Source organism: Ensifer sp. (assembly GCF_035999135.1).
Classification (GTDB): Bacteria; Pseudomonadota; Alphaproteobacteria; order Rhizobiales; family Rhizobiaceae; genus Ensifer.
Genome location: NZ_DASYGZ010000217.1, coordinates 113,212 through 132,990 on the forward strand (window position 1 = coordinate 113,212; position 19,779 = coordinate 132,990).

At 63.8% G+C, this 19,779-nt stretch carries 21 protein-coding genes; 14 read left to right on the forward strand and 7 right to left on the reverse strand.

The annotated features are described in order from the left end of the window. Position 1 precedes the first annotated feature (1 nt). The gene (locus VGO12_RS29490; RefSeq protein WP_327516284.1) at positions 2–1,453 is read left to right on the forward strand and encodes an aldehyde dehydrogenase; all 1,452 of its coding nucleotides are present in this window, start codon (positions 2–4) and stop codon (positions 1,451–1,453) included. Between the two features lie 246 nt (positions 1,454–1,699). Further along, complete coding sequence (locus VGO12_RS29495) at positions 1,700–1,969, forward strand: hypothetical protein (RefSeq protein ID WP_327516285.1); 270 nt, start codon at positions 1,700–1,702, stop codon at positions 1,967–1,969. A 169-nt stretch (positions 1,970–2,138) separates the two neighbouring features. On the opposite strand, the gene VGO12_RS29500 is transcribed toward VGO12_RS29495, so the two are convergent. Both VGO12_RS29500 and VGO12_RS29505 read right to left on the reverse strand, forming a co-directional pair. Next, positions 2,139–2,753, reverse strand: a complete 615-nt coding sequence (locus VGO12_RS29500; RefSeq protein WP_327516286.1) for a response regulator — start codon at positions 2,751–2,753, stop codon at positions 2,139–2,141. Positions 2,754–3,089: 336 nt separating this feature from the next. Further along, complete coding sequence (locus tag VGO12_RS29505) at positions 3,090–3,284, reverse strand: hypothetical protein (RefSeq protein WP_327516287.1); 195 nt, start codon at positions 3,282–3,284, stop codon at positions 3,090–3,092. A gap of 238 nt (positions 3,285–3,522) precedes the next feature. Here VGO12_RS29505 and VGO12_RS29510 point away from each other — a divergent pair, with 238 nt between their 5' ends. From VGO12_RS29510 to VGO12_RS29520, 3 genes are all read left to right on the forward strand, one after another. Next, the gene (locus tag VGO12_RS29510; RefSeq protein ID WP_327516288.1) at positions 3,523–3,906 is read left to right on the forward strand and encodes a hypothetical protein; all 384 of its coding nucleotides are present in this window, start codon (positions 3,523–3,525) and stop codon (positions 3,904–3,906) included. Between the two features lie 183 nt (positions 3,907–4,089). Beyond that, complete coding sequence (locus VGO12_RS29515) at positions 4,090–4,608, forward strand: sigma-70 family RNA polymerase sigma factor (protein WP_327516289.1); 519 nt, start codon at positions 4,090–4,092, stop codon at positions 4,606–4,608. Between the two features lie 146 nt (positions 4,609–4,754). Next, positions 4,755–5,126, forward strand: coding sequence for a hypothetical protein (locus tag VGO12_RS29520; RefSeq protein WP_327516290.1), 372 nt, complete (start codon positions 4,755–4,757; stop codon positions 5,124–5,126). A 201-nt stretch (positions 5,127–5,327) separates the two neighbouring features. On the opposite strand, the gene VGO12_RS29525 is transcribed toward VGO12_RS29520, so the two are convergent. The 3 genes from VGO12_RS29525 to VGO12_RS29535 are packed head-to-tail and all read right to left on the reverse strand — an operon-like array spanning position 5,328 to position 8,596. Beyond that, on the reverse strand, positions 5,328–5,969 hold the full coding sequence (locus tag VGO12_RS29525) for an Isoquinoline 1-oxidoreductase subunit (protein WP_327516291.1): 642 nt from the start codon (positions 5,967–5,969) through the stop codon (positions 5,328–5,330). 11 nt (positions 5,970–5,980) lie between these two features. Then, positions 5,981–8,134 carry a xanthine dehydrogenase family protein molybdopterin-binding subunit gene (locus VGO12_RS29530; protein WP_327516292.1) on the reverse strand — a complete coding sequence of 718 codons (2,154 nt, stop codon included), beginning with the start codon at positions 8,132–8,134 and terminating at the stop codon, positions 5,981–5,983. A gap of 3 nt (positions 8,135–8,137) precedes the next feature. Beyond that, positions 8,138–8,596: a (2Fe-2S)-binding protein gene (locus tag VGO12_RS29535; protein WP_327516321.1), complete on the reverse strand. Its 459-nt coding sequence runs from the start codon at positions 8,594–8,596 to the stop codon at positions 8,138–8,140. A 332-nt stretch (positions 8,597–8,928) separates the two neighbouring features. On the opposite strand from VGO12_RS29535, the gene VGO12_RS29540 reads away from it, so the two are divergent. From VGO12_RS29540 to VGO12_RS29575, 8 genes are all read left to right on the forward strand, one after another. Continuing rightward, positions 8,929–9,177, forward strand: a complete 249-nt coding sequence (locus tag VGO12_RS29540) for a DUF982 domain-containing protein (RefSeq protein WP_327516293.1) — start codon at positions 8,929–8,931, stop codon at positions 9,175–9,177. A gap of 271 nt (positions 9,178–9,448) precedes the next feature. After that, the gene (locus VGO12_RS29545) at positions 9,449–10,375 is read left to right on the forward strand and encodes an amino acid ABC transporter permease (RefSeq protein WP_327516294.1); all 927 of its coding nucleotides are present in this window, start codon (positions 9,449–9,451) and stop codon (positions 10,373–10,375) included. Further along, positions 10,372–11,136 (forward strand): amino acid ABC transporter ATP-binding protein, encoded by a 765-nt coding sequence (locus VGO12_RS29550; RefSeq protein ID WP_327516295.1) that lies wholly within the window; start codon positions 10,372–10,374, stop codon positions 11,134–11,136. The genes VGO12_RS29545 and VGO12_RS29550 overlap by 4 nt, the downstream gene beginning before the upstream one ends. A gap of 31 nt (positions 11,137–11,167) precedes the next feature. Next, a complete protein-coding gene (locus tag VGO12_RS29555) occupies positions 11,168–12,028 on the forward strand; it encodes an ABC transporter substrate-binding protein (protein WP_327516296.1) in 861 nt (286 codons plus the stop codon). 22 nt (positions 12,029–12,050) lie between these two features. Further along, positions 12,051–12,851, forward strand: coding sequence for a GntR family transcriptional regulator (locus VGO12_RS29560; protein ID WP_327516297.1), 801 nt, complete (start codon positions 12,051–12,053; stop codon positions 12,849–12,851). Position 12,852: 1 nt separating this feature from the next. Continuing rightward, the gene (locus VGO12_RS29565; protein ID WP_327516298.1) at positions 12,853–13,593 is read left to right on the forward strand and encodes a BtpA/SgcQ family protein; all 741 of its coding nucleotides are present in this window, start codon (positions 12,853–12,855) and stop codon (positions 13,591–13,593) included. Continuing rightward, positions 13,590–14,108 carry an ureidoglycolate lyase gene (locus VGO12_RS29570; protein WP_327516299.1) on the forward strand — a complete coding sequence of 173 codons (519 nt, stop codon included), beginning with the start codon at positions 13,590–13,592 and terminating at the stop codon, positions 14,106–14,108. The genes VGO12_RS29565 and VGO12_RS29570 overlap by 4 nt, the downstream gene beginning before the upstream one ends. Beyond that, positions 14,105–15,049, forward strand: a complete 945-nt coding sequence (locus tag VGO12_RS29575; RefSeq protein ID WP_327516300.1) for a carbohydrate kinase family protein — start codon at positions 14,105–14,107, stop codon at positions 15,047–15,049. The genes VGO12_RS29570 and VGO12_RS29575 overlap by 4 nt, the downstream gene beginning before the upstream one ends. A gap of 89 nt (positions 15,050–15,138) precedes the next feature. Here VGO12_RS29575 and VGO12_RS29580 read toward each other — a convergent pair whose 3' ends face one another. Both VGO12_RS29580 and VGO12_RS29585 read right to left on the reverse strand, forming a co-directional pair. Continuing rightward, positions 15,139–17,589, reverse strand: a complete 2,451-nt coding sequence (locus VGO12_RS29580) for an FAD-dependent oxidoreductase (protein WP_327516301.1) — start codon at positions 17,587–17,589, stop codon at positions 15,139–15,141. An 83-nt stretch (positions 17,590–17,672) separates the two neighbouring features. Further along, complete coding sequence (locus tag VGO12_RS29585) at positions 17,673–18,476, reverse strand: DeoR/GlpR family DNA-binding transcription regulator (RefSeq protein ID WP_327516302.1); 804 nt, start codon at positions 18,474–18,476, stop codon at positions 17,673–17,675. Positions 18,477–18,680: 204 nt separating this feature from the next. Here VGO12_RS29585 and VGO12_RS29590 point away from each other — a divergent pair, with 204 nt between their 5' ends. After that, the gene (locus VGO12_RS29590; RefSeq protein ID WP_327516303.1) at positions 18,681–19,715 is read left to right on the forward strand and encodes a GlxA family transcriptional regulator; all 1,035 of its coding nucleotides are present in this window, start codon (positions 18,681–18,683) and stop codon (positions 19,713–19,715) included. Positions 19,716–19,779 lie beyond the last annotated feature (64 nt).

Sequence of the window (19,779 nt, forward strand, 5' to 3'; positions counted from 1 at the left end):
AATGACCTTGGATATTCAACAGATCATCGGCGGCAGGTTCGTCGGCGCGAGATCCGGCAGGACTTTCGACCGGCGCGATCCCTTTACCGGACAGGTAGCGACCCGGTCGCCGGCCTCAGGCCTCGACGACGTGGCCGCCGCAATTGCTGCCGCGCACGGCGCTTTTCCCGCTTGGTCGAAGACCGGCCCCGGCGAACGTCGGGCGCTGTTGAACAAGGCCGCCGACGTGCTTGCCGCAAGGGCCGGCGAGTTCACGGAACTGATGATGACGGAGACGGGCGGCACCGCCCCATGGGCCGGCTTCAACACCATGCTTTCGGCAAACATCCTGCGCGAAGCGGCCAGCATGACGACCCAGATCCAGGGTGAGATCATTCCCTCCGACAAACCCGGAACGCTGTCCATGGGCATTCGCCAGCCCGCCGGCGTCTGCCTTGGGATCGCGCCCTGGAACGCACCCGTCATCCTCGGGGTGCGGGCGATCGCCATGGCGCTTGCCTGCGGCAACACCGTCATCCTCAAGGCTTCGGAGGCCTGCCCGGGCATCCACGTCACCATCGGCAAGGTGTTTGTCGAAGCCGGCTTCCCGGACGGCGTCGTCAACGTCATCACCAACGCGCCGGAAGACGCCGCAGGCGTGGTCGAGGCCTTGATTTCTGCGCCTGAGGTCCGGCGCGTGAACTTTACCGGCTCGACCAAGGTCGGCCGGATCATCGGCGAACTTGCCGGCCGGCACCTGAAGCCGGCACTGCTGGAACTCGGCGGGAAAGCGCCGATGATCGTGCTCGACGACGCCGATATCGATGCCGCCGTCAATGGCGCGATCTTCGGTGCCTTTGCCAATATGGGCCAGATCTGCATGTCGACCGAACGGCTGATCGTGCATGAGAAGGTCGCGGACGAGTTCGTCGCAAAGCTTGCCGCTCGTGCCGACAGGCTTCCCGCCGGCGACCCGCGCGGCCACGTCGTCCTCGGCTCCCTCGTCAGCCCCGAGGCTGCGGAGAAGATGGAAGGCATCATTCGCGACGCCCGGGACAAGGGTGCGAAAGTGTCCGCGGGGGGAACCAGGGCCGGCAGCGTCGTTGCCGCCACCGTGCTCGACGACGTCAGGCCCGGCATGCGCGTCTATGACGAGGAAAGCTTCGGCCCGGTGAAACCGGTGATCAGGGTAAAGGACGAGGACGAGGCGATCGCGGTCGCCAACGACACGGAATACGGCCTGTCCGCCTCCGTCTACAGCCGCAACATCCAGCGCGCCATGGCCGTTGCCGCCCGCATCGAAAGCGGCATCTGCCACATCAACGGACCGACGGTGCACGACGAGGCGCAGATGCCGTTCGGCGGCGTCAAGAACTCCGGCTACGGCCGTTTCGGCGGCAAGGCGGCGATCTCGGAATTCACCGACCTTCGCTGGATAACGGTCGAAGACCCGCACCAGCATTATCCGTTCTGACAGCCCCTGGAAGCCCGTGCCGGCCAACAGGGGAGGCACGGGCTTCCGAACGCGCTCAAAGATGCTCAAACCGCCCGACGGAACCGTCTGCGAGTGGCAAGAAAAATATTTTGGAGCCGTGGAACTATTTTCGTCTCCGTGCGTTTCTGCACGCTTGGGAACGGTCATGTCTCGGCGTGTCCAAGCCGCGTGCCACCAGCGTTCCTTGTCAGAGTGATAGGTCTTCTTGGCCCATGGGAGGGTCCAATGGCAGAAGCAGCTGCAGGTGCGTTCGATCGTCAGATCGGACAGTCGGAGCTGGAAATGCTCCAGCGTACACTCGATCGCGTTTGCCTCTGGCGTGATATTCCAAGGGATGGCAGACGGGCTGAGCGTTTGGCCGGCTATCTGACCGGGCAATTCCGCAACGGCGTATGCGACGAAGCGACGTTGTTCGAAAATGCGATGTGGCTGGAGCGACCGCGCTCGACGGTCGTGCCACTAAGGCGGGGCATGCCGCTGCGAACGCTCGACTGAGGGCTCTTCAGATCGCTGTCTGCGCGGACGGCCGCGGGGCGGAGCATGGCTGGCACAAAGCGTTGCCTCGGTCACGTGAACGACGTGCGGCATCGGCAACGGCCTCAATGCGCGCGGACCTGTGCGCCTCTGGGCCGCGCGACAGCACGTTGCGCCTTGAAACCATGGGTCAATTCAACCCGTAAGGGCTTTCTGCGTGGATGATCGCGAGAAGCTCGTGCAGCCACAGGTCAAGCGACTGCGTGCGAGGTCTGCCGGCCACCAGCAAGATGGCGCGCGCCAGGGTCCGCTCGACCAGGGTATCGGCCGCTTCGACGCCGGGCATCAACAGGCGGGCTCTCAGGCGCAGGCCCGGCAATAGCTCCATCACCGACTGGTCCGAAAGCCCTAGACACATCGGCGCCAGCGTCGACAGGTTTTGCAGGTACTGTTCGAACACGGCGCTCACGAGTTCGGAAGGAGCCGCGCATTTGCTCAAGCGTGTCGCGTCCCTGAAACGCTCGGGAACGACCAGACTGTCGTAGCCGCTGTAGAATATGAGCGGGATCGAACGGCGCGCGAGTTCGTCCGCCACCGGGAAGATCATCTCGCCGTTGAGGTTGATGTCGAGCACGGCGACCTGAATGTCGTCGGCGCCCGCCATTGTCTCCAGCGTCGTTTTTACCGTGGGCGTAGGGCCGACAATGGTCGCCCCGGCGCGTTCCAGCCACCAGGAAACATCGTTGGCGATGAGATACTCATCCTCCGCCACGAGAACGCGTAGATGCTGCAAGTCCGGCATCATGTCTCGTCCAACCTTCGTGGAACCTCAGTTCTTACTCCCGGGCATCCGTTTGGAGCGCGATGTCCTGGCTCGCCGGGCATCGAGGGCCTTCTGCAACCGGGTCGCCAGGATGAGCAATCGATCCGGAATATCCTCGAACCTACCCGCGTTATCCCCGGCTGCTGCCGTCTCTGCGTCGGGAACCTGACCGGCCGGCACCGCGGCTCCGCCTCCGTCGTCACGGTCGCTTTTCGATGACATCGCGTCGATCCTCGCCGTTTCTCGGGCGTACCCGTCGCATTCGCGCTGAGGATAGCAGCCTACGCCGCCGGTGCTGATAAACCAAGCCTTTCCCAATTAGTGGAGCCGGGGAACCTTGACGACGGTGGCAAGGTCCTCAGCGACCAGCTCGCTGATCGAAATCAGCACTTCCTCGACGGAAAAACCGGACGCGATCGTGTCACGGATCAGGTCCTGAAGATCGGGACCGAGCACGTCGCGACAGTCCTCCAGCCGTTCTTGCAAGACGGTGATACTGTGTAGCTCTTCCATGTCGGACCTCCGGAAATGAGCGATGTGCCAGGCGGCCTGCGCCGCTGGACCTCCCGAATTCGTTCCCTTGCCTAACGCCGGTACAGGCTTTGAGTTCCCGTCGAGACGCGAACGCGTGTTGTCGCCTGCATGGCCATACGATCTTCGGAACCGCTGATAGCCGAACGGGGTTCTACGTAGGCGCAGAAAAGGGGCGCAGAAAAGGAAAGCTCACAAAAAGCACAAGGAGACAAACGCCATGAACATCATCGGACAACAGGTGCTGACGGACGCCGGAGGGGTGATGACCGTCGAATGGGTCGCGGAAGGCGGAGATGTGATTTCCGTTCGCCTGCAAAGCACTGGTGGCGCGCGTGGCGTCGATGCGGCTGTGGCGAAGGCCAAAGCGATGATGGTGCAGGTGGCCGCGTTTGAAGCGGGTAATGAACCCGGAATCGCCAGTGGCGACGACACGGGATCGCCGGCGGTGGAGTCCTTGCAAAGCGCGCGGAGCGCAAAGGATGCGGGCACGCTCGAAGAACAGCTCGACGAGGGTCTTGAGAATTCTTTTCCCGCCAGCGACCCGGTCGCCGCGACGACCAGCTCCATTCCGACAGGGCGGTCCGAACCTTCCGAGAGCTGAAAGTCTGGACCGTAGCCCTTGCAACCTCGGCAGATAGCGCAATGTCCACTCACCATGAATGGCTTTTCCGCCGCCTTTGGATGATGAGGCCATGTCACGCGGATTGCGCGGTGGACCGGAACTTAAGCGCAGCCGGCGCATTGTTAGAACAGCACGTTCCGCGATTGCGAAAGGCAAATCTCAATGCCTGCCATCCATCACACGGCCCAGCGGCCATCGCCGCTGGAAACAGAAGTCATCGACCTCATTCCGGCCCTTCGGGCATTTGCCCGCACCTTTGTCTCATCCAGTTTCGAAGTGGACGACCTGCTGCAGGAAACGCTTTTTCGGGCGTTGCGCGGCATTGATGGTTTCCAACCGGGTACGAACCTCAAGTCCTGGCTCTTCACGATCATGCACAATGCTTTCAGGACCCAATACAAGCTGCGCCGACGTGAATCCCCGGGCGTCGTCGATTGCGCCGAGCTGCCCATTCCGACGCCAGCCCCACAGGATTGGTGCGTGCAATCCGTGGAACTGCGCAGTGCGCTGAAGCACCTGGCGCCGGACCATCGCGACGTGCTGGTCCTCGTTGCGGGCTACGGCCTGAGCTACAAGGAAGCCGCCGACATTTGCGATTGCGCGGTGGGAACGATCAAGAGCAGGCTAAGCCGGGCGCGTGACGAACTGGCCGGCCGGATGGGTGGCGCTTCGATCGACTGAACCGGCGGCATCATCAAGACCCGCCGTCGACGAACACGTGAGGTCGGAACTTGCCGTCATCTCCTGAGCGGGCTGGAACATTTCCGTCGCTCTTCAGTTTACGCAGGCACCTTTGACGTGCGGTTGCGTTAGGGAAGGAATGCACCATGAGATGGCTTCCAATCACTGCGGTTTTCCTCGCGGGCTCCGCTTTTGCCCAGAGCCCGGAGCTTGAGCAGGCCTGCATGTCCGTCGCAAAGAACTTCTTCATGACCGACACCTTGAATTTCGGTGTCGTGCAGTCCTTCCCGGAAATCAACCCGCCAGGTGTCCGGTTCAAATACTCCGAAAGGGCCGATACGAAAAAAGTCGAGATGTCGGACACCTTCGACTGCGAATTCGACCAGGCCAAACCACCGGTGAAGATCCTCCGCTTTTGCGTCTCGCGAATTTGCTACTCCACCGACCAGGAGGATGGCGAACGAAGGCGCCGGTTCGAAGAGATGCAGATCCTGATGCAAAGAGGCGCCAAGCCGTAATCGAGGCCAGAGACGGTCGCAGGCCGGATGGGTGGGGAGCTCGACTGCCATTGCGTCGGCCAAAAGGAGAAAACGGAAAAATCCTGATGTTCTCCATCTCCATCGCGTCCGCTTGACACGGCCTGCGACCTCTTGAGGAAATGCCTCGCTCTCGTGAATGTTCCGCCGCACCTCGATCCGCGACTGCCTCATGCGCCGTCGCTAGGACGAGGGACAGGCAGCGCCGGTCTCGACCCAGGCCTTGATGATCTTGCCGAACGCCTCCTGCGTGCCTGGAACCGGCTCGCGACCGTCGCCCGGCTGCCATCCCCATCCGACGAGATCGTCGTGGGCCATGTGTTCGACCATCTGTGCCATGGTTTTCTCGCCGTTGCGCTTGGGATCCTTCAGCTGCTCGCAAATCTGGCCCAGGGTCTTGCCCTCCCAGGCCATCTCGATCGGCGCGAGGTGCCAGGCGGGATTGCCGGGAATGCTTTTCAGCGTGTCCGCCTGACCGATCACCGGCGTGTTCTTGTCGCTGTGACAGGTGTTGCACTGCATGCCTGCCACGCCCATGCCGCCATCGCCGCGAACCACCGGCGGCTGATGGGGATGCATGGACATGCCCTGAAGCGGTCGCTCGGTTGCCGGATGGCAATTGACACACCTTGGGTGCTGGATGACCTTGCCCGCCTCTTCGAAGAGGGCAACCGAGCGCGCCCGCTCGTCGGATATGGACTGGAAGGATTCCACGGTCCGCAGCGTGGTCGTGGTCTGAGCGCGCAAAGGCGGCGCGAGCGTGATCCCGGCAGCGACGAGGAGACAGTTGGCGGCAAGGCCCGCAAAGAGCAGTTGGGTCTTCATCTGGCTGTCCCCTAGGATGACACGACACTGACGATCGGAAGCTGGCGGACCGGCGCGCCGGTGAGCTTTCGCCAGGCATTGGCAACCGCCGGACCTATCGGCGGCACACCAGGCTCGCCGACGCCGGTCGGCTTTTCTTTCGACCTGATGATCTCGACGGCGACCTCGGGCATTTCGTTGATGCGGATCGAGCGATAATCGTGAAAGTTCGACTGCATGATCTTGCCGCCCTTGCCGAGCGTGACGGCATCAAACAGCACCGCACCCAGACCGTAGCCAATGCCGCCTTCCATCTGTGCCTTGATGATGTTCGGGTTGACGGCAACCCCGCAATCAACCGCGCACCACACCTTGTGCACCCGTGGTGCGCCATCGGCGCCGACGGAGATTTCCGCGACCTGGGCGACGAACGAGCCAAAGCTCTCGACGACGGCAACGCCGCGGGCGCGGCCCTCCTCTATGCTTGCCCCCCAGTCCGACATCTCCGCCGCCTTGCGTAGCACGCCGGCGTGGCGCGACGTCTTGTCGAGCAGGGCAAGCCGTCCTTCCACCGGATCCCGGCCGACCCGGGTCAACAGTTCGTCGACGAAGGTCTCGACGGCAAAGCCGGTGTGGGTGTGGCCGACCGAACGCCACCAGAGAGGCGGGATCGGCAGCGTGATGTTGTGGGACGTCACCTTGAGATTGGGGATCTGGTAGGGAAGGTTCGATGCGCCTTCCACCGACGTCTGATCGAGGTCCGCCTTGGCCATGATCGACTGTCCGACGATCACCTGTTCCCACGCCGTGATGCGGCCGCCGGCATCGATTGCGCCCCGCATCTTGTGCGCATACATCGGACGGTAGAAACCGCCTTGTATGTCGTCTTCGCGCGTCCACATATGCTTCAGCGGCCTGTCACCGCCGCTCGCGGCATAGACGGACGCCGCTTCCTGCATGTAGGGCGACCCGAACTGCGCCTTGCGGCCGAAACTTCCGCCTGCAAGCTGGGTGTTGACGCGAACCTTCGTTTCGTCGAGCGACAGGATCTTTGCCGCGACCTGCTGGTCGAAGCCCGGAAACTGCGCGCCGTTGTAGATGTCGACCGAGCCATCGGCCGCCTTGATGAACACCGCATCAAGGGGTTCCATCGGCGCATGGGCGAGGAAGGGAAAAACGATCTGGGCCTCGACGGTCTCAAGCCCCTGTTGCCGGAACGCTGCGTCGACATCGCCGGTTTTTGCCGCTTCAAGGCCGGGCTTGTCGAAATGCCGGACGTATTCGGCGGCCAGCTCCGCGGACGAGCGCGTTTCCGCTTTCGAAAGATCCCACTTGATCTTGAGCGCATCCCGTCCCTTGAGCGCCGAGAACGTGTTGTCCGCGATGACCGCGACGCCCTGGGGCACCTGCTTGACATCGACCACGCCCCTCACCTTGCGCGCATCCGTGTCGTCGAAGGATTTCACGACGGCACCGAAATGCCTGGGGTGGGCAACCACGGCCGTCAGAAGACCGTCTGGCACGATGTCGAGCGTGAAGATCGCGGTGCCATCGGTCTTGCCGCGTGTGTCGAGCTTCGGCAGATCGGTTCCGATCAGCACGAAGTCTTTCGGATCCTTGAGCTTCGGATCGGCGGGCGCCGCCTGTTTTGCAGCCTTGTCGGCAAACGCGCCGAAACCGCTTTCCTTGCCGGAAGCGGCATGTCTGATCCGGCCCTTTTCGACCGTGATCTCCTGCGCCGGAACGTTCCACTCTTCTGCTGCGGCCGCGACCAGCATCGCACGGGCGGTGGCGCCCGCCTTGCGCATCTGCTCATAGGCATTGGCAATCGAGCTGGAGCCGCCCGTGCCCTGCAGCCCGAAGGCGAGGTTGGCGTAAATCTTGTTGTCGGTGGGCGAATGCACTGCGCGCATCTGGCCCCAGTCGGCATCCAGTTCCTCGGCAACCAGGGTCGCCAGGCCGGTGAACGGCCCTTGGCCGAACTCGATGTGCTTGCACAGAACGGTGACCGTGTCGTCGGTTCCGATCTTGACGAAGGCGTTCATCGCCTTCAGTTCGCCTGGTCCGCCGGCAGCGACACCGGTCGGAGCTGCCGCGACGAACCTGGGCGCGATCGCCACGCCGATGACGAGCCCGGCGCCCGCGAGGAATGCGCGGCGGGTGGGTGCTATGTCGTGAAGTGTCATGGCTCAACCCTCCATCGATTTGGCGGCATCGTGGATGGCGGCCCGTATGCGATGGTAGGTGGCGCATCGACAGATATTGCCCGTCATCGCGCCGTCGATGTCATCGTCGGTGGGGCTTGGCACCATCTGCAACAATGCCACCGCCGACATGATCTGACCGGATTGACAGTAACCGCACTGCGGCACATCAAGCCCGTTCCAGGCGGCCTGCACGGCTTCGGCCTCCTTGCCGGAAAGGCCTTCGATCGTGACGACGTCCGAGCCGTCGATCATGGCGACCGGCGTGATGCAGGAGCGGCGCGGCATGCCGTCGAGGTGCACGGTGCAAGCGCCGCATTGCGCCACGCCGCAGCCGTATTTCGTCCCCGTGAGTTTCTCGAAGTCCCGGATAACCCAAAGGAGCGGCGTTTCAGGATCGCCGTCAAACGTGCTCTGCTTCCCATTGAGCATGAAAGTCACCATGTCCGTGCGCCCTTCTAACGGAGCCGGGAACCGGCTCATGTTCAAAGAATGTGCCGACCGGCGTCGAAAACGGCACGAAACGGTCGGGAGGTGATAAAGCCAGACAAGCGCCATAACCGCGGCAGATCAATTCAAGTCCATGTGATCCCCGCTGCAGGCTTAAAGCCGGAGGCTTTGCCAGAACGCATGCGTGGCGGCATTGTTCCAGATGCGCCGCGCGTTTGAACGACCTCATCCCCGGAACGGGCATGCTGCCCGAAACCGCGCGCGCCCCGTCTGGCCGGAACAAACCACAGGCCTGGACGTTCCCCGCGGAACCGGAGGCAACGCAAATGCAAACCATCATCTGGGATCATCCCGTGAGGCTCGGCGTGGCAGGCGAGCGCAGCATCAACGGACCGCAGGATGCCCTGCAGTACCTGAACGAAATGCCGCAGGGCGGCTGGTTCTTCGAGCGGGCCAGAAATCGCTGCCGTGAGGCTTTGGAGCGCGGCGAGGCGCTTGGACTTTCACGCAAGGCCTTTATCGGCGCGGCGATCGAATCGTCGTTCCCGATGTTGGACGACGACATCCAGGCCTGAGCGGGTGCGGGCTCCGTTCGCTCGTGCGTGCACCCGTCGCGCCTGACGGGGCATGAGATTTCACGAGAACAACATGCCTCCCTGAGGCAGTTTGGCCGGCAGACGGCGGCGTAAGCCCGAGCAAGACCGGCGTGCCGAAGCGCACGGCAATGGCGCAAAGCCCTTCCTTGGCCGCGCATATGCGGTCTTACAAATATTGCTGGAGGACCGGCTTGACTCTGTCTTGGCGCACTCGTATCAAGTTGTAGGCCTAACCCTACAATTGGATGCCATGCACCAGTCTCAGTCAAAACCAAATGCCACGTTGCCGCTGACGGACCTTCCCGGTCCCGATGTCGCCATCCGGCCGCTGAAGCACCCCGGCCGCTGGATCAGCGGCGGTCTCGTCATCCTGCTCCTCGCCGTGATCGCTCGCGCGTTTGCCGTCGGGCAAATCCAGTGGACCGTGGTCGGCGAGTTCCTGACCGCCGGCGTGATCATCACCGGCTTCGGCTGGACGCTGCTCATCTCGGCCTGCGCGCTGGTGCTTGGCGTATTGCTCGGCTTTGCCTTCGGCATCATGCGCCTCTCGGAAAATCCGATCCTGCGCTTTGCCGCCTGGCTCTATGTCTGGATCTTCCGCGGCACGCCGGTGCTGCTGCAGCTCCTGATCTGGTTCAATATCGCGCTGGTCTTCCCGAAGCTCTACATCCCCGGTCTTATCGATGCCCGCATGGTCGATGTGGTGACGCCCTTCGTCGCCGCAGTCCTCGGTCTCGGCGTCAACGAGGGGTCGTACCTGACGGAAGTCGTGCGCGGCGGTATCGGTTCGGTCGACAAGGGCCAGAAGGAAGCGGCCCACACGCTCGGCATGACGCCCGGCCAGACGATGCGGCGCATCATCCTGCCGCAGACCTTGCGGTTGATCCTGCCCGTGCTCGGCAACAGCGCCATCGGCATGCTGAAGTTCTCCTCGCTCGCCGCCACCATCGCCATGGGCGAGATGCTGAACGCCGCCCAGCGCATCTACTTCATCAACGGCGCCGTCATCGAACTGCTGTTCGTCTGCGCCGTCTGGTACCTGGCCGGAACCACGGTTCTGTCCATTGGCCAATATTATCTCGAACGCCACTTCGGCCGCGATGCCGCAACGACAACCACCGAACGCCGCTGGTTCAAAGCCTGGGCGCGTCGTCCGGCCGTCACGGGTGAAGCATGACACTTGCAGTCAAAGCGGTCGGTATCCGCAAGAGTTTCGGCAGCCACGAAGTCCTGAAGGGGCTCGACCTGGACGTTGCCTATGGCGAGGTTCTCTGCATCCTCGGCCCCTCGGGCAGCGGCAAGAGCACGTTCCTGCGCTGCATCAACCATCTCGAAACGCCCAATGGCGGTTACGTCTGGGTCGACGGGGCGATCATGGGCTATGAGCTCAGCCGGGGTGCGTTGCAGGAACTGCCGGTCAAGCGGCTGCGCGCCCAGCAGAGCCAGCTCGGCATGGTGTTCCAGCATTTCAATCTGTTCGCGCATCGCACCGTTCTCGGCAACGTCACCGAGGGGCCGATGGTGGTGCGCGGTCTCAGCCGCACCGAGGCCGAGGCCCGCGCCATGGCCCTGCTCGAACAGGTCGGCATGGCGGCCAAGGCATCGAGCTACCCGTCGCAGCTTTCCGGTGGCCAGAAGCAGCGGGTGGCGATCGCCCGCGCGCTCGCAATGGAACCGCGCGTCATGCTCTTCGATGAGCCGACCAGCGCGCTCGACCCGGAGCTCGTCGGCGAGGTGCTGGAAGTCATGCGCAATCTGGCGCGCGGCGGCACGACGATGATCGTCGTTACCCACGAGATCGGCTTTGCCCGGGAGGTCGCTGATCGCGTCGTGGTGATGATCGATGGCGAGATCCGCGAAAACGGCGCGCCGCAAGACGTTCTCAGCAACCCCGGCGATCCGCGCGTGCGCACGTTCCTCAGCCGGGTGCTTGCCTGACGACAAGAGTTCAAAAAAGGGAGAACAGGAAATGAAACGACTGCTGCCGATGGTTCTGGCGCTTGCCTCCGCCACCTTCCTCAGCCTTGCCGCAGGGGGCGCGGCCCATGCCGCCGACGAAAAGCTCGCCGCCGCCCTGCCGGATGCCGTGCGCGACACCGGCAAGCTGAACGTCACGATCAGCCTTGCCTATCCGCCGATGGAATACAGCGACGCCGGCTCGACCGAACTGAAAGGCTTCGATATAGACCTCGCCAAGGCAATCGCCGAGCGGCTCGGCCTGACGGCGGAGTTCCAGAACGTCGAGTTCCCGCAGCTGATCCCGCAGGTCGTCACCGGCCGCTCCGACCTGATCATGACCGCCTTCTCCGACAAGGTGGAGCGCCAGACGCAGCTCGACTTCATCGACTACTTCAAGACCGGCAACGTCTTCTATTCGACCGCCGACCACCAAAGCGAGATCAAGGCCGAGGCCGACCTCTGCGGCAAGACGGTTGCGGTTGCGACCGGAACGAGCTGGGTCACGTGGGCCGAAAACCTCGGCAAGTCGATCTGCCCGGCCGACAAGCTGATCACCGTCATCCAGATCCCGACCCAGGCCGAGCACATCATGCAGATCCGCCAGGGGCGCGCCCAGGCCTCGGTCATCGGGCTTGAAGGTCTGCTCGACCTGATGAAGCAGGAGCCGGACAAATTCTACCAGATCGGCGAGGTCGGCGAGATCAACCACTATGGCATCGCCTTTGCGAAAGCCAACACGCAACTGCGCGATGCAATCAAGGGCGCGCTCGACGCCATGAAGGCCGATGGCACTTATGCACAGATCCTCGACCGCTATGGCTTGAAACAGGCCGGTGTCGAGGAGTTCAAGATAAACGGAGCCACGAAGTAACGGAACCGCGCCGGAGCCTGCCTTGACCCAACCTTCCCTACCAGACGCCTCAACCTTAAGCAGCGAACGCCCTGACGATCGCCTGTCGCGGCTTCGGCTCGATCTCTATTCGAGCGAGCAGCTTTACCGGCAGCTCTATCGGGCGCTGCGCGCCGCGATCCTGAGCGGTGACTTCTCCGAGGGCGAAGCCATTCCCTCGGAGAACCAGTTGCGCGACCAGTTCGGCATTGCCCGCACGACCGTGCGCAATGCGATGTCGCTCCTGGTATCGGAAGGTCTGGTCCAGCAGGTTCGCGGCCGCGGCACCATCGTCTCGCACCGGCCGATCAGCCACAACATCTGGAATTTCGGCAGCTTCACGGAGCTCGCCCGAAAACAGGGCCAGCGCCCGCTGACGCGGGTGCTGGAACACCGGGTGGACAACGGTCAGCTCGTGCTCATGCGCGCCCGCGGACTTGCCAACGGCGACAGTGTGACCTGGCTGAACGTCGACACGTCCGAACTCGATCTCGCCCTTTATCCGGGGCTCGATCAATACGATTTCGCGTCGCAATCTCTCTACGAGGTGTTGCGCCGCGACTATGACCGTCACCCCTTGCGTTCGGAACTGCTGCTGACCGTCGTGCCGGCCTCCGATCGTCTGCGGGAGGTCTTTGCCCCGGCGCAGGACGTGCCGGGCTACCTTTGCGCCAGCGGGGATGTGCTCGATGCCGACGACCGGTTGGTTGAGCGCACGTCGATCGTCTACTCGCCGGCAGTCCAGATGAAATTTGCAACGCGCTGGGGGCGCGAGACCGCGCCGCACGGCGTGCAGGAGACATGACATGAGCCGCTTCGGCGACACCTTCATCACCCAGAAACCGATCCTCGGCATGCTGCACCTTGCCGGCGAAGGCGCTCAGGCCAAGCTTGCCCAGGCCGAAGAGGAAGCCCGCATCATGGCCGGCGAAGGCGTCGACGGGCTGGTGGTCGAGAACTATTTCGGCGATGCCGAGGATGTCGAACGGGTGCTGGAGCGGATCTTCCGTCTGGACCTCGGGACACGCATCGGTGTCAACGTCCTGCGCGACGACGCCCGCGCCTTCGCGCTGGCAAGGACCTATCCGGTCTCCTTCATCCAGGTGGATTCTGTCGCCGGCCACCTGCCGCCGGACGCGGATGCCCCCTTTGCGACCGAACTCCAGAGCCGCCGCGACGGTGTATCGGCCCTGTTGCTCGGTGGTGTCCGGTTCAAGTATCAGCCGGTGCTTTCGGGTCGTGAAGAGGCGGAAGACGTGCGCATCGGTGCATCGCGCTGCGACGGGCTGGTCGTCACCTCGGACGCGACCGGCCAGCCGACCGACATGGACAAGGTTGCGCGCTTCCGCACTGCAACGCGTGGAGATACCCCGCTGCTGATCGGCGCCGGCCTCACCGAAGCCAACGCCCGTGAGCAGCTGGCCTACGCCGACGGCGCCGTCGTCGGCAGCTGGTTCAAGCATGATCACAAGGACACCGGCCGGGTCGAGGCCGCCCATGTCGCCGGATTGATGCGTGTCGTGCGCGCGATCAGGAGCGCGGCATGAGCGCCACCGACGCCGTGCACGCCCGCCCGGTGACACCGGACAATTTTTCGAGCTACGGCCGGGTCTATGATCTGACCGGCGACACGGACGGCAAGGTCGTCTGGACCGTCGGCGACGGCTGGAACGACGGCTTTACGAAGACGCCGTTGATCGACGGCGGCGGCCATCTCGGCGTCACCCGCGGGGGCCAAGCGCCCTGGGATTGCCGGGCGATGGAGCGGCATCCGCTGACCGAAGAGGCGATCTTCTGCCTCGCCGAGCCCGTTATTCTAGCGGTGGCGCCGGCGTCGGATGCCGACCAGCCGCATCGCGACGAGATCGAAGCCTTCGTGATCGCGCCGGGACAGGCAGTCGTCATGGCGCGCAATGTCTGGCACGATGCCTGCCGGGGCGTTTCCGGCCCCGCACCCTATTACTGGATGGCCGTCTGCGGCATTGGCGAAAACCCCTGGGTGCCAGTCTCGGGCGGCCCGATAAGGGTCTCCGCGGTCGCGGGCACGGGATCGACAGCATGACCGCGTTCTTCATCGGCGACGTTGCGCTTGACGAGTATTATACCGCCGACCGCTGGCCCGGCCGCGCCGACAAGGGCATGGTCAAGGAGCTTCCAGCCGAAGCGGGCGGCTCCATCGCCAATGCCGCCGTCGTCCACGCAGGCCTTGGCGGCGAAACGCAGTTCATGTCCCTGCTCAACAACAGCCCGCTCTCCGAGCGCCTGATTGCCGATCTCAGGCAGAACGGCGTCGGCGTCGACCACATGCTGATCGATCCGGCCATCCCGGAATCGCGCAACTTCATCTTCCTCGTCGATGGCGAGCATATCGTGCTCACCGTCGAAATGGGCGAGCAGCCGATGTGGCTCTCAGACGAAAGCCTGACGGCGTTGCGCCAGCCGGGTTACCTCTACACCACGCTCTATCGCGTCCGCCGGCTTCACGCCCAGGAGCCGGACGGCGTGTTGAAGCAGGCCGAACTCCTCAAGGATCTGCGTTCCCATGGCCGCCGGACGATCTTCGACCTCGACGTCGGTGGATGCACGCCCGAGGACATGCCCTATCTGACCGGCGCGGCTGTCGTCATCTTCAACCAGATCGGCTTTCACGCCGCCTTCGGCCACGACGACATCAGCCTCATCGGCGACTGGATGCGCGCGCACCGGATCGACCGGGTGGTGCGCACGCTGGCCGCCGATGGCGCAGAGGCACGCGACCAGGAGACTGTTCTTCGGGTGCCGGGCTTTGCCGTCGATGTCGTCGACGTCACCGGCGCCGGAGACACCTTCGGCGCGGCGCTGACATGGTGCCTTTCGATAGACCAGAGCTTCGAGGACGCGCTCTCTTTCGCCGTTGCCGCTGCGTCACGCGCCGTCACCATCCATGGTCCGCGGGCGGGCAAGGCCAGTCCAGAAGAGATCCGCCGCTGGCGGCAGGACGCTCGAACGCCTCTGCGCCGCTGAACGACAGCCGCCGTCGGCCACTGTACGACCCGGTCGTGAGCCTTGCTCGGACCCGGTGCCTCCCCGGCGCCGGGCCCGATTGACGGCGGTTACGATTTGGCCCTCAACGCCCTTGGGTCATAGGCAGGCGCCAGGTGCACCGTCGCCGCGTGCCGAACGCCCGCGAGATCGATCTCGAAACGACCGGACTCGAGGAAGGCCTTGTCTACGCCCTTGCCGTTTTCGATGAACCCCAGCGCGACCGAGCGGCCGAGCGTGTGACCATAGGCGGCCGAGCGGACTTCGCCGACCGGTTTGCCATCCCGCAGGATCAACTCGCCGCCCCAGAGCATGGGTAAGGGGTCGTCGAGCGTCAGCTGGACGACGCGACGCGATGGCGTGCCTTTCGCCTTGGCGGCGACGAGCGCATCCCGGCCGATAAAACCGTCGGCCTTTTCGAGCGCGACCGCGAAGGAAAGGCCCGCCTCGTAAGGCGTCACGTCCGGCGTCAGCTCGCGGCTCCAGGCGCGGTACCCCTTCTCCAGCCTGAGGGCCTCAAGCGCGTAGTAGCCGCAATCCGTCAGACCGAAATCGCGGCCGGCCTCGTGCAGCGCCTCGTAGACGCCGACCGTGAACTCGGTCGGCACGATCAGTTCCCAGCCGAGTTCACCGACATAGGTCATGCGGTTGGCATAGGCAGTTGCGTAGCCGATGTCGATTTCCCGGATCGTCCCGAAGGGAAAGCCTTCGTTGGAGATATCCGCCGAGGTAAGGCGAGCGAGGAGGTCACGGGATTTCGGCCCCATCAACGCCAGCACCGAATAGGCCGACGTGACGTCGGTGAGTGTTACGTGGGCATCAGTGGCAATGTTCTTGCGGATCCAGTCCGCATCGTGCACGGCCTGCGCCGAACCGGTGATCAGCAGGAAGCGGTCGGTAGCAAGACGCATGACCGTGAGGTCGCTTTCGTAACCGCCGCGCTTGTTCAGGACGCCGGTATAGACGGAACGGCCGATCTCGACGTCGACGTCGGCGGCGCAGATGCGGTTGAGCGCCGTTGCTGCATCCCGCCCCTGGACGAGCAGCTTGGCGAACGACGTCTGGTCGAAGATGCCGGCGGCTTCGCGTGTCGCCTTCATCTCGCGCTTCACCGCCTCGTGCCAGTTCTGCCGGCCGAAGGCGTATTCCGTCACCGGGCTTTCGCCGCCGACTGCAAACCAGTTGGCACGCTCCCATCCCATCTTGGAGCCGAAGCACGCGCCCCTGGCGGCAAGCCGATCGTAGAGCGGCGAGCGACGGAAGGGGCGCGCCGTGTCCAGCTCCCGGTTCGGCCAGGGCATCGCGTAGTGGAGACCGAGCGTCTCCTTGACGCGGTCGTGCAGCCAACGCGGATTGTTGTTGAAGCCGGCGAAGCGGCGGATATCGACCGGCCAGAGATCCATGGTCGGGGCGCGGTTGACGATCCATTCGGCGAGCGCCCGCCCTGCTCCGCCGGCGCTGGCGATCCCCATGGAGTTGAAACCCGCACCGACGAAGAAGTTTCTCAGCTCCGGCGCCTCGCCAAGAATGAAGTTGTTGTCGGGGGTAAAGCTCTCCGGCCCGTTGTAGAACTTTTTCACCTCAGATGTCGCCAACTGCGGTACGCGCTGCAGCGCATTGTGCATCAGGATCTCGAACTGGTCCCAATCATCGGCCAAAAGGGCGAACTCGAAATCATCGGGAATGCCGGCCATGCCCCAGGGCTTGGCCTCCGGCTCGAAGCCGCCCATGACGAGACCGCCGACCTCTTCCTTGAAATAGATATAGCCGTCGGGATCGCGTATGACCGGCAAATCGGGATGCACGCCTTCGATCCGGCCGGTGACGATATACATGTGTTCGGCCGAGTGCAGCGGCACGGTGACGCCGCACATCTGGCCGACCTTGCGCGCCCATTGCCCCGCGCAGTTGACGACGATCTCGGCGGCGATCGCGCCACGGTCGGATTCCACGCCGGTGACGGCGCCGTTCTTCGTCGTAATCCCGGTGACCCGGACGCGCTCGATGACCCGAGCACCGCGGTTGCGCGCACCCTTGGCAAGCGATTGCGTCAGGTCGGTCGGATTGGCCTTGCCGTCACCCGGCAGCCAGACGGCGCCGACGAGATCGTCGATGGCCATGACCGGCCAGAGATCCTGCGCCTCTTTCGGCGAGATCACCTCGATCTCGACCCCTTGCGCACGGGCGGACGCCGCCGTGCGCTTCAGCACGGTCATGCGGTCCTCGGTGCGCGCAACCGACAGCGAGCCGCAATTCTTCCAGCCGGTGGCAAGGCCGGTCTCGGACTCCAGCTCGCTGTAGAGCTTGGTCGAGTACTTGATCAGGCTGGTCATGTTGGCGTGGCTGCGCAACTGGCCGACGAGCCCGGCTGCGTGCCAGGTCGTGCCGCCGCTCAGCTGCCCCTGCTCCAGAAGGACGATGTCGGTCCAGCCGAGCCTGGTCAGGTGATAGGCGACCGAACACCCGATGATACCGCCACCGACAATGACGACCTGTGCCTGCGTTGGAAATTCCTGCGCCATGAAACGACCTCCCGAAACCATGGAAGGCCACACGGTAACAAAACATCGCCAAAGAACAAGACAAAAAGTTACAAAATATTACATTACGACTCGGCAACGATCAGCGCCGGGCCTTTGCGCTCCAGCGCCTCACGGATCGCCTCGGGCGGACGCCGGTCGACGATGACACCGGCCGCAGCCTCGAAGCGCGGAATGCGCAGCGGCGTCAACCGCCCGAACTTGGAGCTGTCGAGCACGAAATAGGCTTTGGCGGCCGTCACCACCATGCGGGAGCGCTGCTCGGCGCCACTGCGGGTAAAGTCGGTCACTTCGCCGTCGGGAGACAGACCGCCACCGCCGAGAAAGGCGACATCGACGCGGAAATGATTGATCGCTTCGAGCGCGTCGATGCCGACGGCTGCCTCCTCGTCCGGATCGATCTCGCCGCCGAGCATATGGACCCGCACTAGCGGCTGCCGGCACATCAACAGCGCGATTGACAGCGAAGTCGTACAGATCGTTAGGTTTTTCCGTCCGGACAAGGCATGGGCGACCGCCAGCGTCGTGGTGCCGGAATCCAGGAAGATCACCATGCCATCGCGCACCAGCTCCGCCGCCGCACGACCGATCGCCGCCTTGGGCCCGGCGTTTTCCTCGCGCCGCTCGACAAAAGCCGCCTCGGTCGCCTCGAACAGGGTGGCGCCGCCATGGACCAGGTCGAGCTGACCGCGATCGGCAAGCAACTTCAGGTCCCGGCGGATCGTCTGCCGCGACACGTCGAAGAAGTCCGATAGCTCAGTGATGCTGACGGTGCCATCCGTGGCGAGGCGCCTGAGGATTTCGCCGTGGCGGCGTGGGGCGAGAGCGCGGGCGCTTTGGGGATCCGACATGTCACCATCTGTGTCCATTTTTGTCTTCTTGACAAGCCAACCGTCCATTTCGCCAGCCGATTTCGCCCCAAACAGGTTAATTTCGCCCAGGTCTCTGCTGCTCGACTACAGATTCACCGCATGCCCCTTCAGAATACGCTTGGAAATGTTCTTTTATGTTGCATAATGTAACAAACTCTTCCATTCAAAGACGAAGGCTTCCTTCGCGACCAGGGGGATACGATGCAGGCAGGCGCACGCAGCCACCATTTTACCTTCTATCTGCTTGATGGCTTCGCGTTGTACGGGTTTTCGGCGGCGATCGAAGCGCTGCGCCTGGCCAATGACGTGGCCGATCGCCCGGTTTACGGCTGGCGCTTCGTCACGGTGGATGGCGCACCCGCGACCTCATCCTGTGGCACGAAGGTTGCCGCGGCCGGGCGGCTCTTGGATGAGCGAGACCGGTTCCGGCGAAACACGGAACCGGGCTTCGTCGTCATCTGCGGCGGCCGCACGAAACCGCCCGCTGACAGGGCGCTGGAGGGCTGGCTGCGATCGTGCGCCCGCAGCCATGTGCGCCTCGCCGGACTCGCCGGCGGCGTCTACAGTCTTGCGCGCGCCGGCCTGCTCGACGGGCGCCGCTGTGCCGTGCACTGGGAGCATTTTCCCGACTTCTCCGAACGGTTCTTCATGGCTGGGGCCCGCCAGACGGCATTCGAGATCGATGGCAGCATCTACACCTGCGCCGGCGGCAATGCGCCCTTCGACATGGTCTTGCGCATCATCGAGGCGGACCTTGGCCAGGAGGTGACCAACCGCATCTGCGAGGCGGCGCTCTGCGAACGGTTGCGCGAGACGGGCGAGCGCCAGCGTCTGCCGCTTCAGGCCCGCCTTGGCATCGACAACCCGTCACTGATCCGGATCGTCGAGCAGATGGAAGCCAACATTGTCGAACCGGTGAAGCTTGCCGACATGTCGCCTGCGACCGGCCTTTCAAGGCGCCAGATGGAGCGCCTGTTTCGCAAGGAAATGGGCCGCACGCCGGCGCGCTACTATCTCGACCTCAGGCTCGAGCGCGCCCATCTGCTGATCTTGACCTCGTCTCTCCCGATCATCGAGATCGCGGTCGCCTGCGGCTTTTCCACCGCCTCGCATTTTTCCCGTACCTACCGCGAGCGCTATGGACTGACGCCGCAGCGCACGCGCCTTGCCGAAATGGAACGCCTGCGCGCGGGCAACGAACGCAGGGGCCAGATTGAAGAACGGCGCGTCGCCTAATCGATCAAAGCAAAGCGCCTGCCTTCGTGCAGGAAGGCAGGCGCATCGAATTGGGGGCCGGGAA

Excerpts from the sequence above, each read along its gene's own strand:
- VGO12_RS29490 (WP_327516284.1), top strand. The coding sequence starts at position 2 with ATGACCTTGGATATTCAACAGATCATCGGCGGCAGGTTCGTCGGCGCG.
- VGO12_RS29495 (WP_327516285.1), top strand. The coding sequence starts at position 1,700 with ATGGCAGAAGCAGCTGCAGGTGCGTTCGATCGTCAGATCGGACAGTCG.
- VGO12_RS29500 (WP_327516286.1), bottom strand. The coding sequence starts at position 2,753 with ATGATGCCGGACTTGCAGCATCTACGCGTTCTCGTGGCGGAGGATGAG.
- VGO12_RS29505 (WP_327516287.1), bottom strand. The coding sequence starts at position 3,284 with ATGGAAGAGCTACACAGTATCACCGTCTTGCAAGAACGGCTGGAGGAC.
- VGO12_RS29510 (WP_327516288.1), top strand. The coding sequence starts at position 3,523 with ATGAACATCATCGGACAACAGGTGCTGACGGACGCCGGAGGGGTGATG.
- VGO12_RS29515 (WP_327516289.1), top strand. The coding sequence starts at position 4,090 with ATGCCTGCCATCCATCACACGGCCCAGCGGCCATCGCCGCTGGAAACA.
- VGO12_RS29520 (WP_327516290.1), top strand. The coding sequence starts at position 4,755 with ATGAGATGGCTTCCAATCACTGCGGTTTTCCTCGCGGGCTCCGCTTTT.
- VGO12_RS29525 (WP_327516291.1), bottom strand. The coding sequence starts at position 5,969 with ATGAAGACCCAACTGCTCTTTGCGGGCCTTGCCGCCAACTGTCTCCTC.
- VGO12_RS29530 (WP_327516292.1), bottom strand. The coding sequence starts at position 8,134 with ATGACACTTCACGACATAGCACCCACCCGCCGCGCATTCCTCGCGGGC.
- VGO12_RS29535 (WP_327516321.1), bottom strand. The coding sequence starts at position 8,596 with ATGGTGACTTTCATGCTCAATGGGAAGCAGAGCACGTTTGACGGCGAT.
- VGO12_RS29540 (WP_327516293.1), top strand. The coding sequence starts at position 8,929 with ATGCAAACCATCATCTGGGATCATCCCGTGAGGCTCGGCGTGGCAGGC.
- VGO12_RS29545 (WP_327516294.1), top strand. The coding sequence starts at position 9,449 with ATGCACCAGTCTCAGTCAAAACCAAATGCCACGTTGCCGCTGACGGAC.
- VGO12_RS29550 (WP_327516295.1), top strand. The coding sequence starts at position 10,372 with ATGACACTTGCAGTCAAAGCGGTCGGTATCCGCAAGAGTTTCGGCAGC.
- VGO12_RS29555 (WP_327516296.1), top strand. The coding sequence starts at position 11,168 with ATGAAACGACTGCTGCCGATGGTTCTGGCGCTTGCCTCCGCCACCTTC.
- VGO12_RS29565 (WP_327516298.1), top strand. The coding sequence starts at position 12,853 with ATGAGCCGCTTCGGCGACACCTTCATCACCCAGAAACCGATCCTCGGC.
- VGO12_RS29570 (WP_327516299.1), top strand. The coding sequence starts at position 13,590 with ATGAGCGCCACCGACGCCGTGCACGCCCGCCCGGTGACACCGGACAAT.
- VGO12_RS29575 (WP_327516300.1), top strand. The coding sequence starts at position 14,105 with ATGACCGCGTTCTTCATCGGCGACGTTGCGCTTGACGAGTATTATACC.
- VGO12_RS29580 (WP_327516301.1), bottom strand. The coding sequence starts at position 17,589 with ATGGCGCAGGAATTTCCAACGCAGGCACAGGTCGTCATTGTCGGTGGC.
- VGO12_RS29585 (WP_327516302.1), bottom strand. The coding sequence starts at position 18,476 with ATGGACACAGATGGTGACATGTCGGATCCCCAAAGCGCCCGCGCTCTC.
- VGO12_RS29590 (WP_327516303.1), top strand. The coding sequence starts at position 18,681 with ATGCAGGCAGGCGCACGCAGCCACCATTTTACCTTCTATCTGCTTGAT.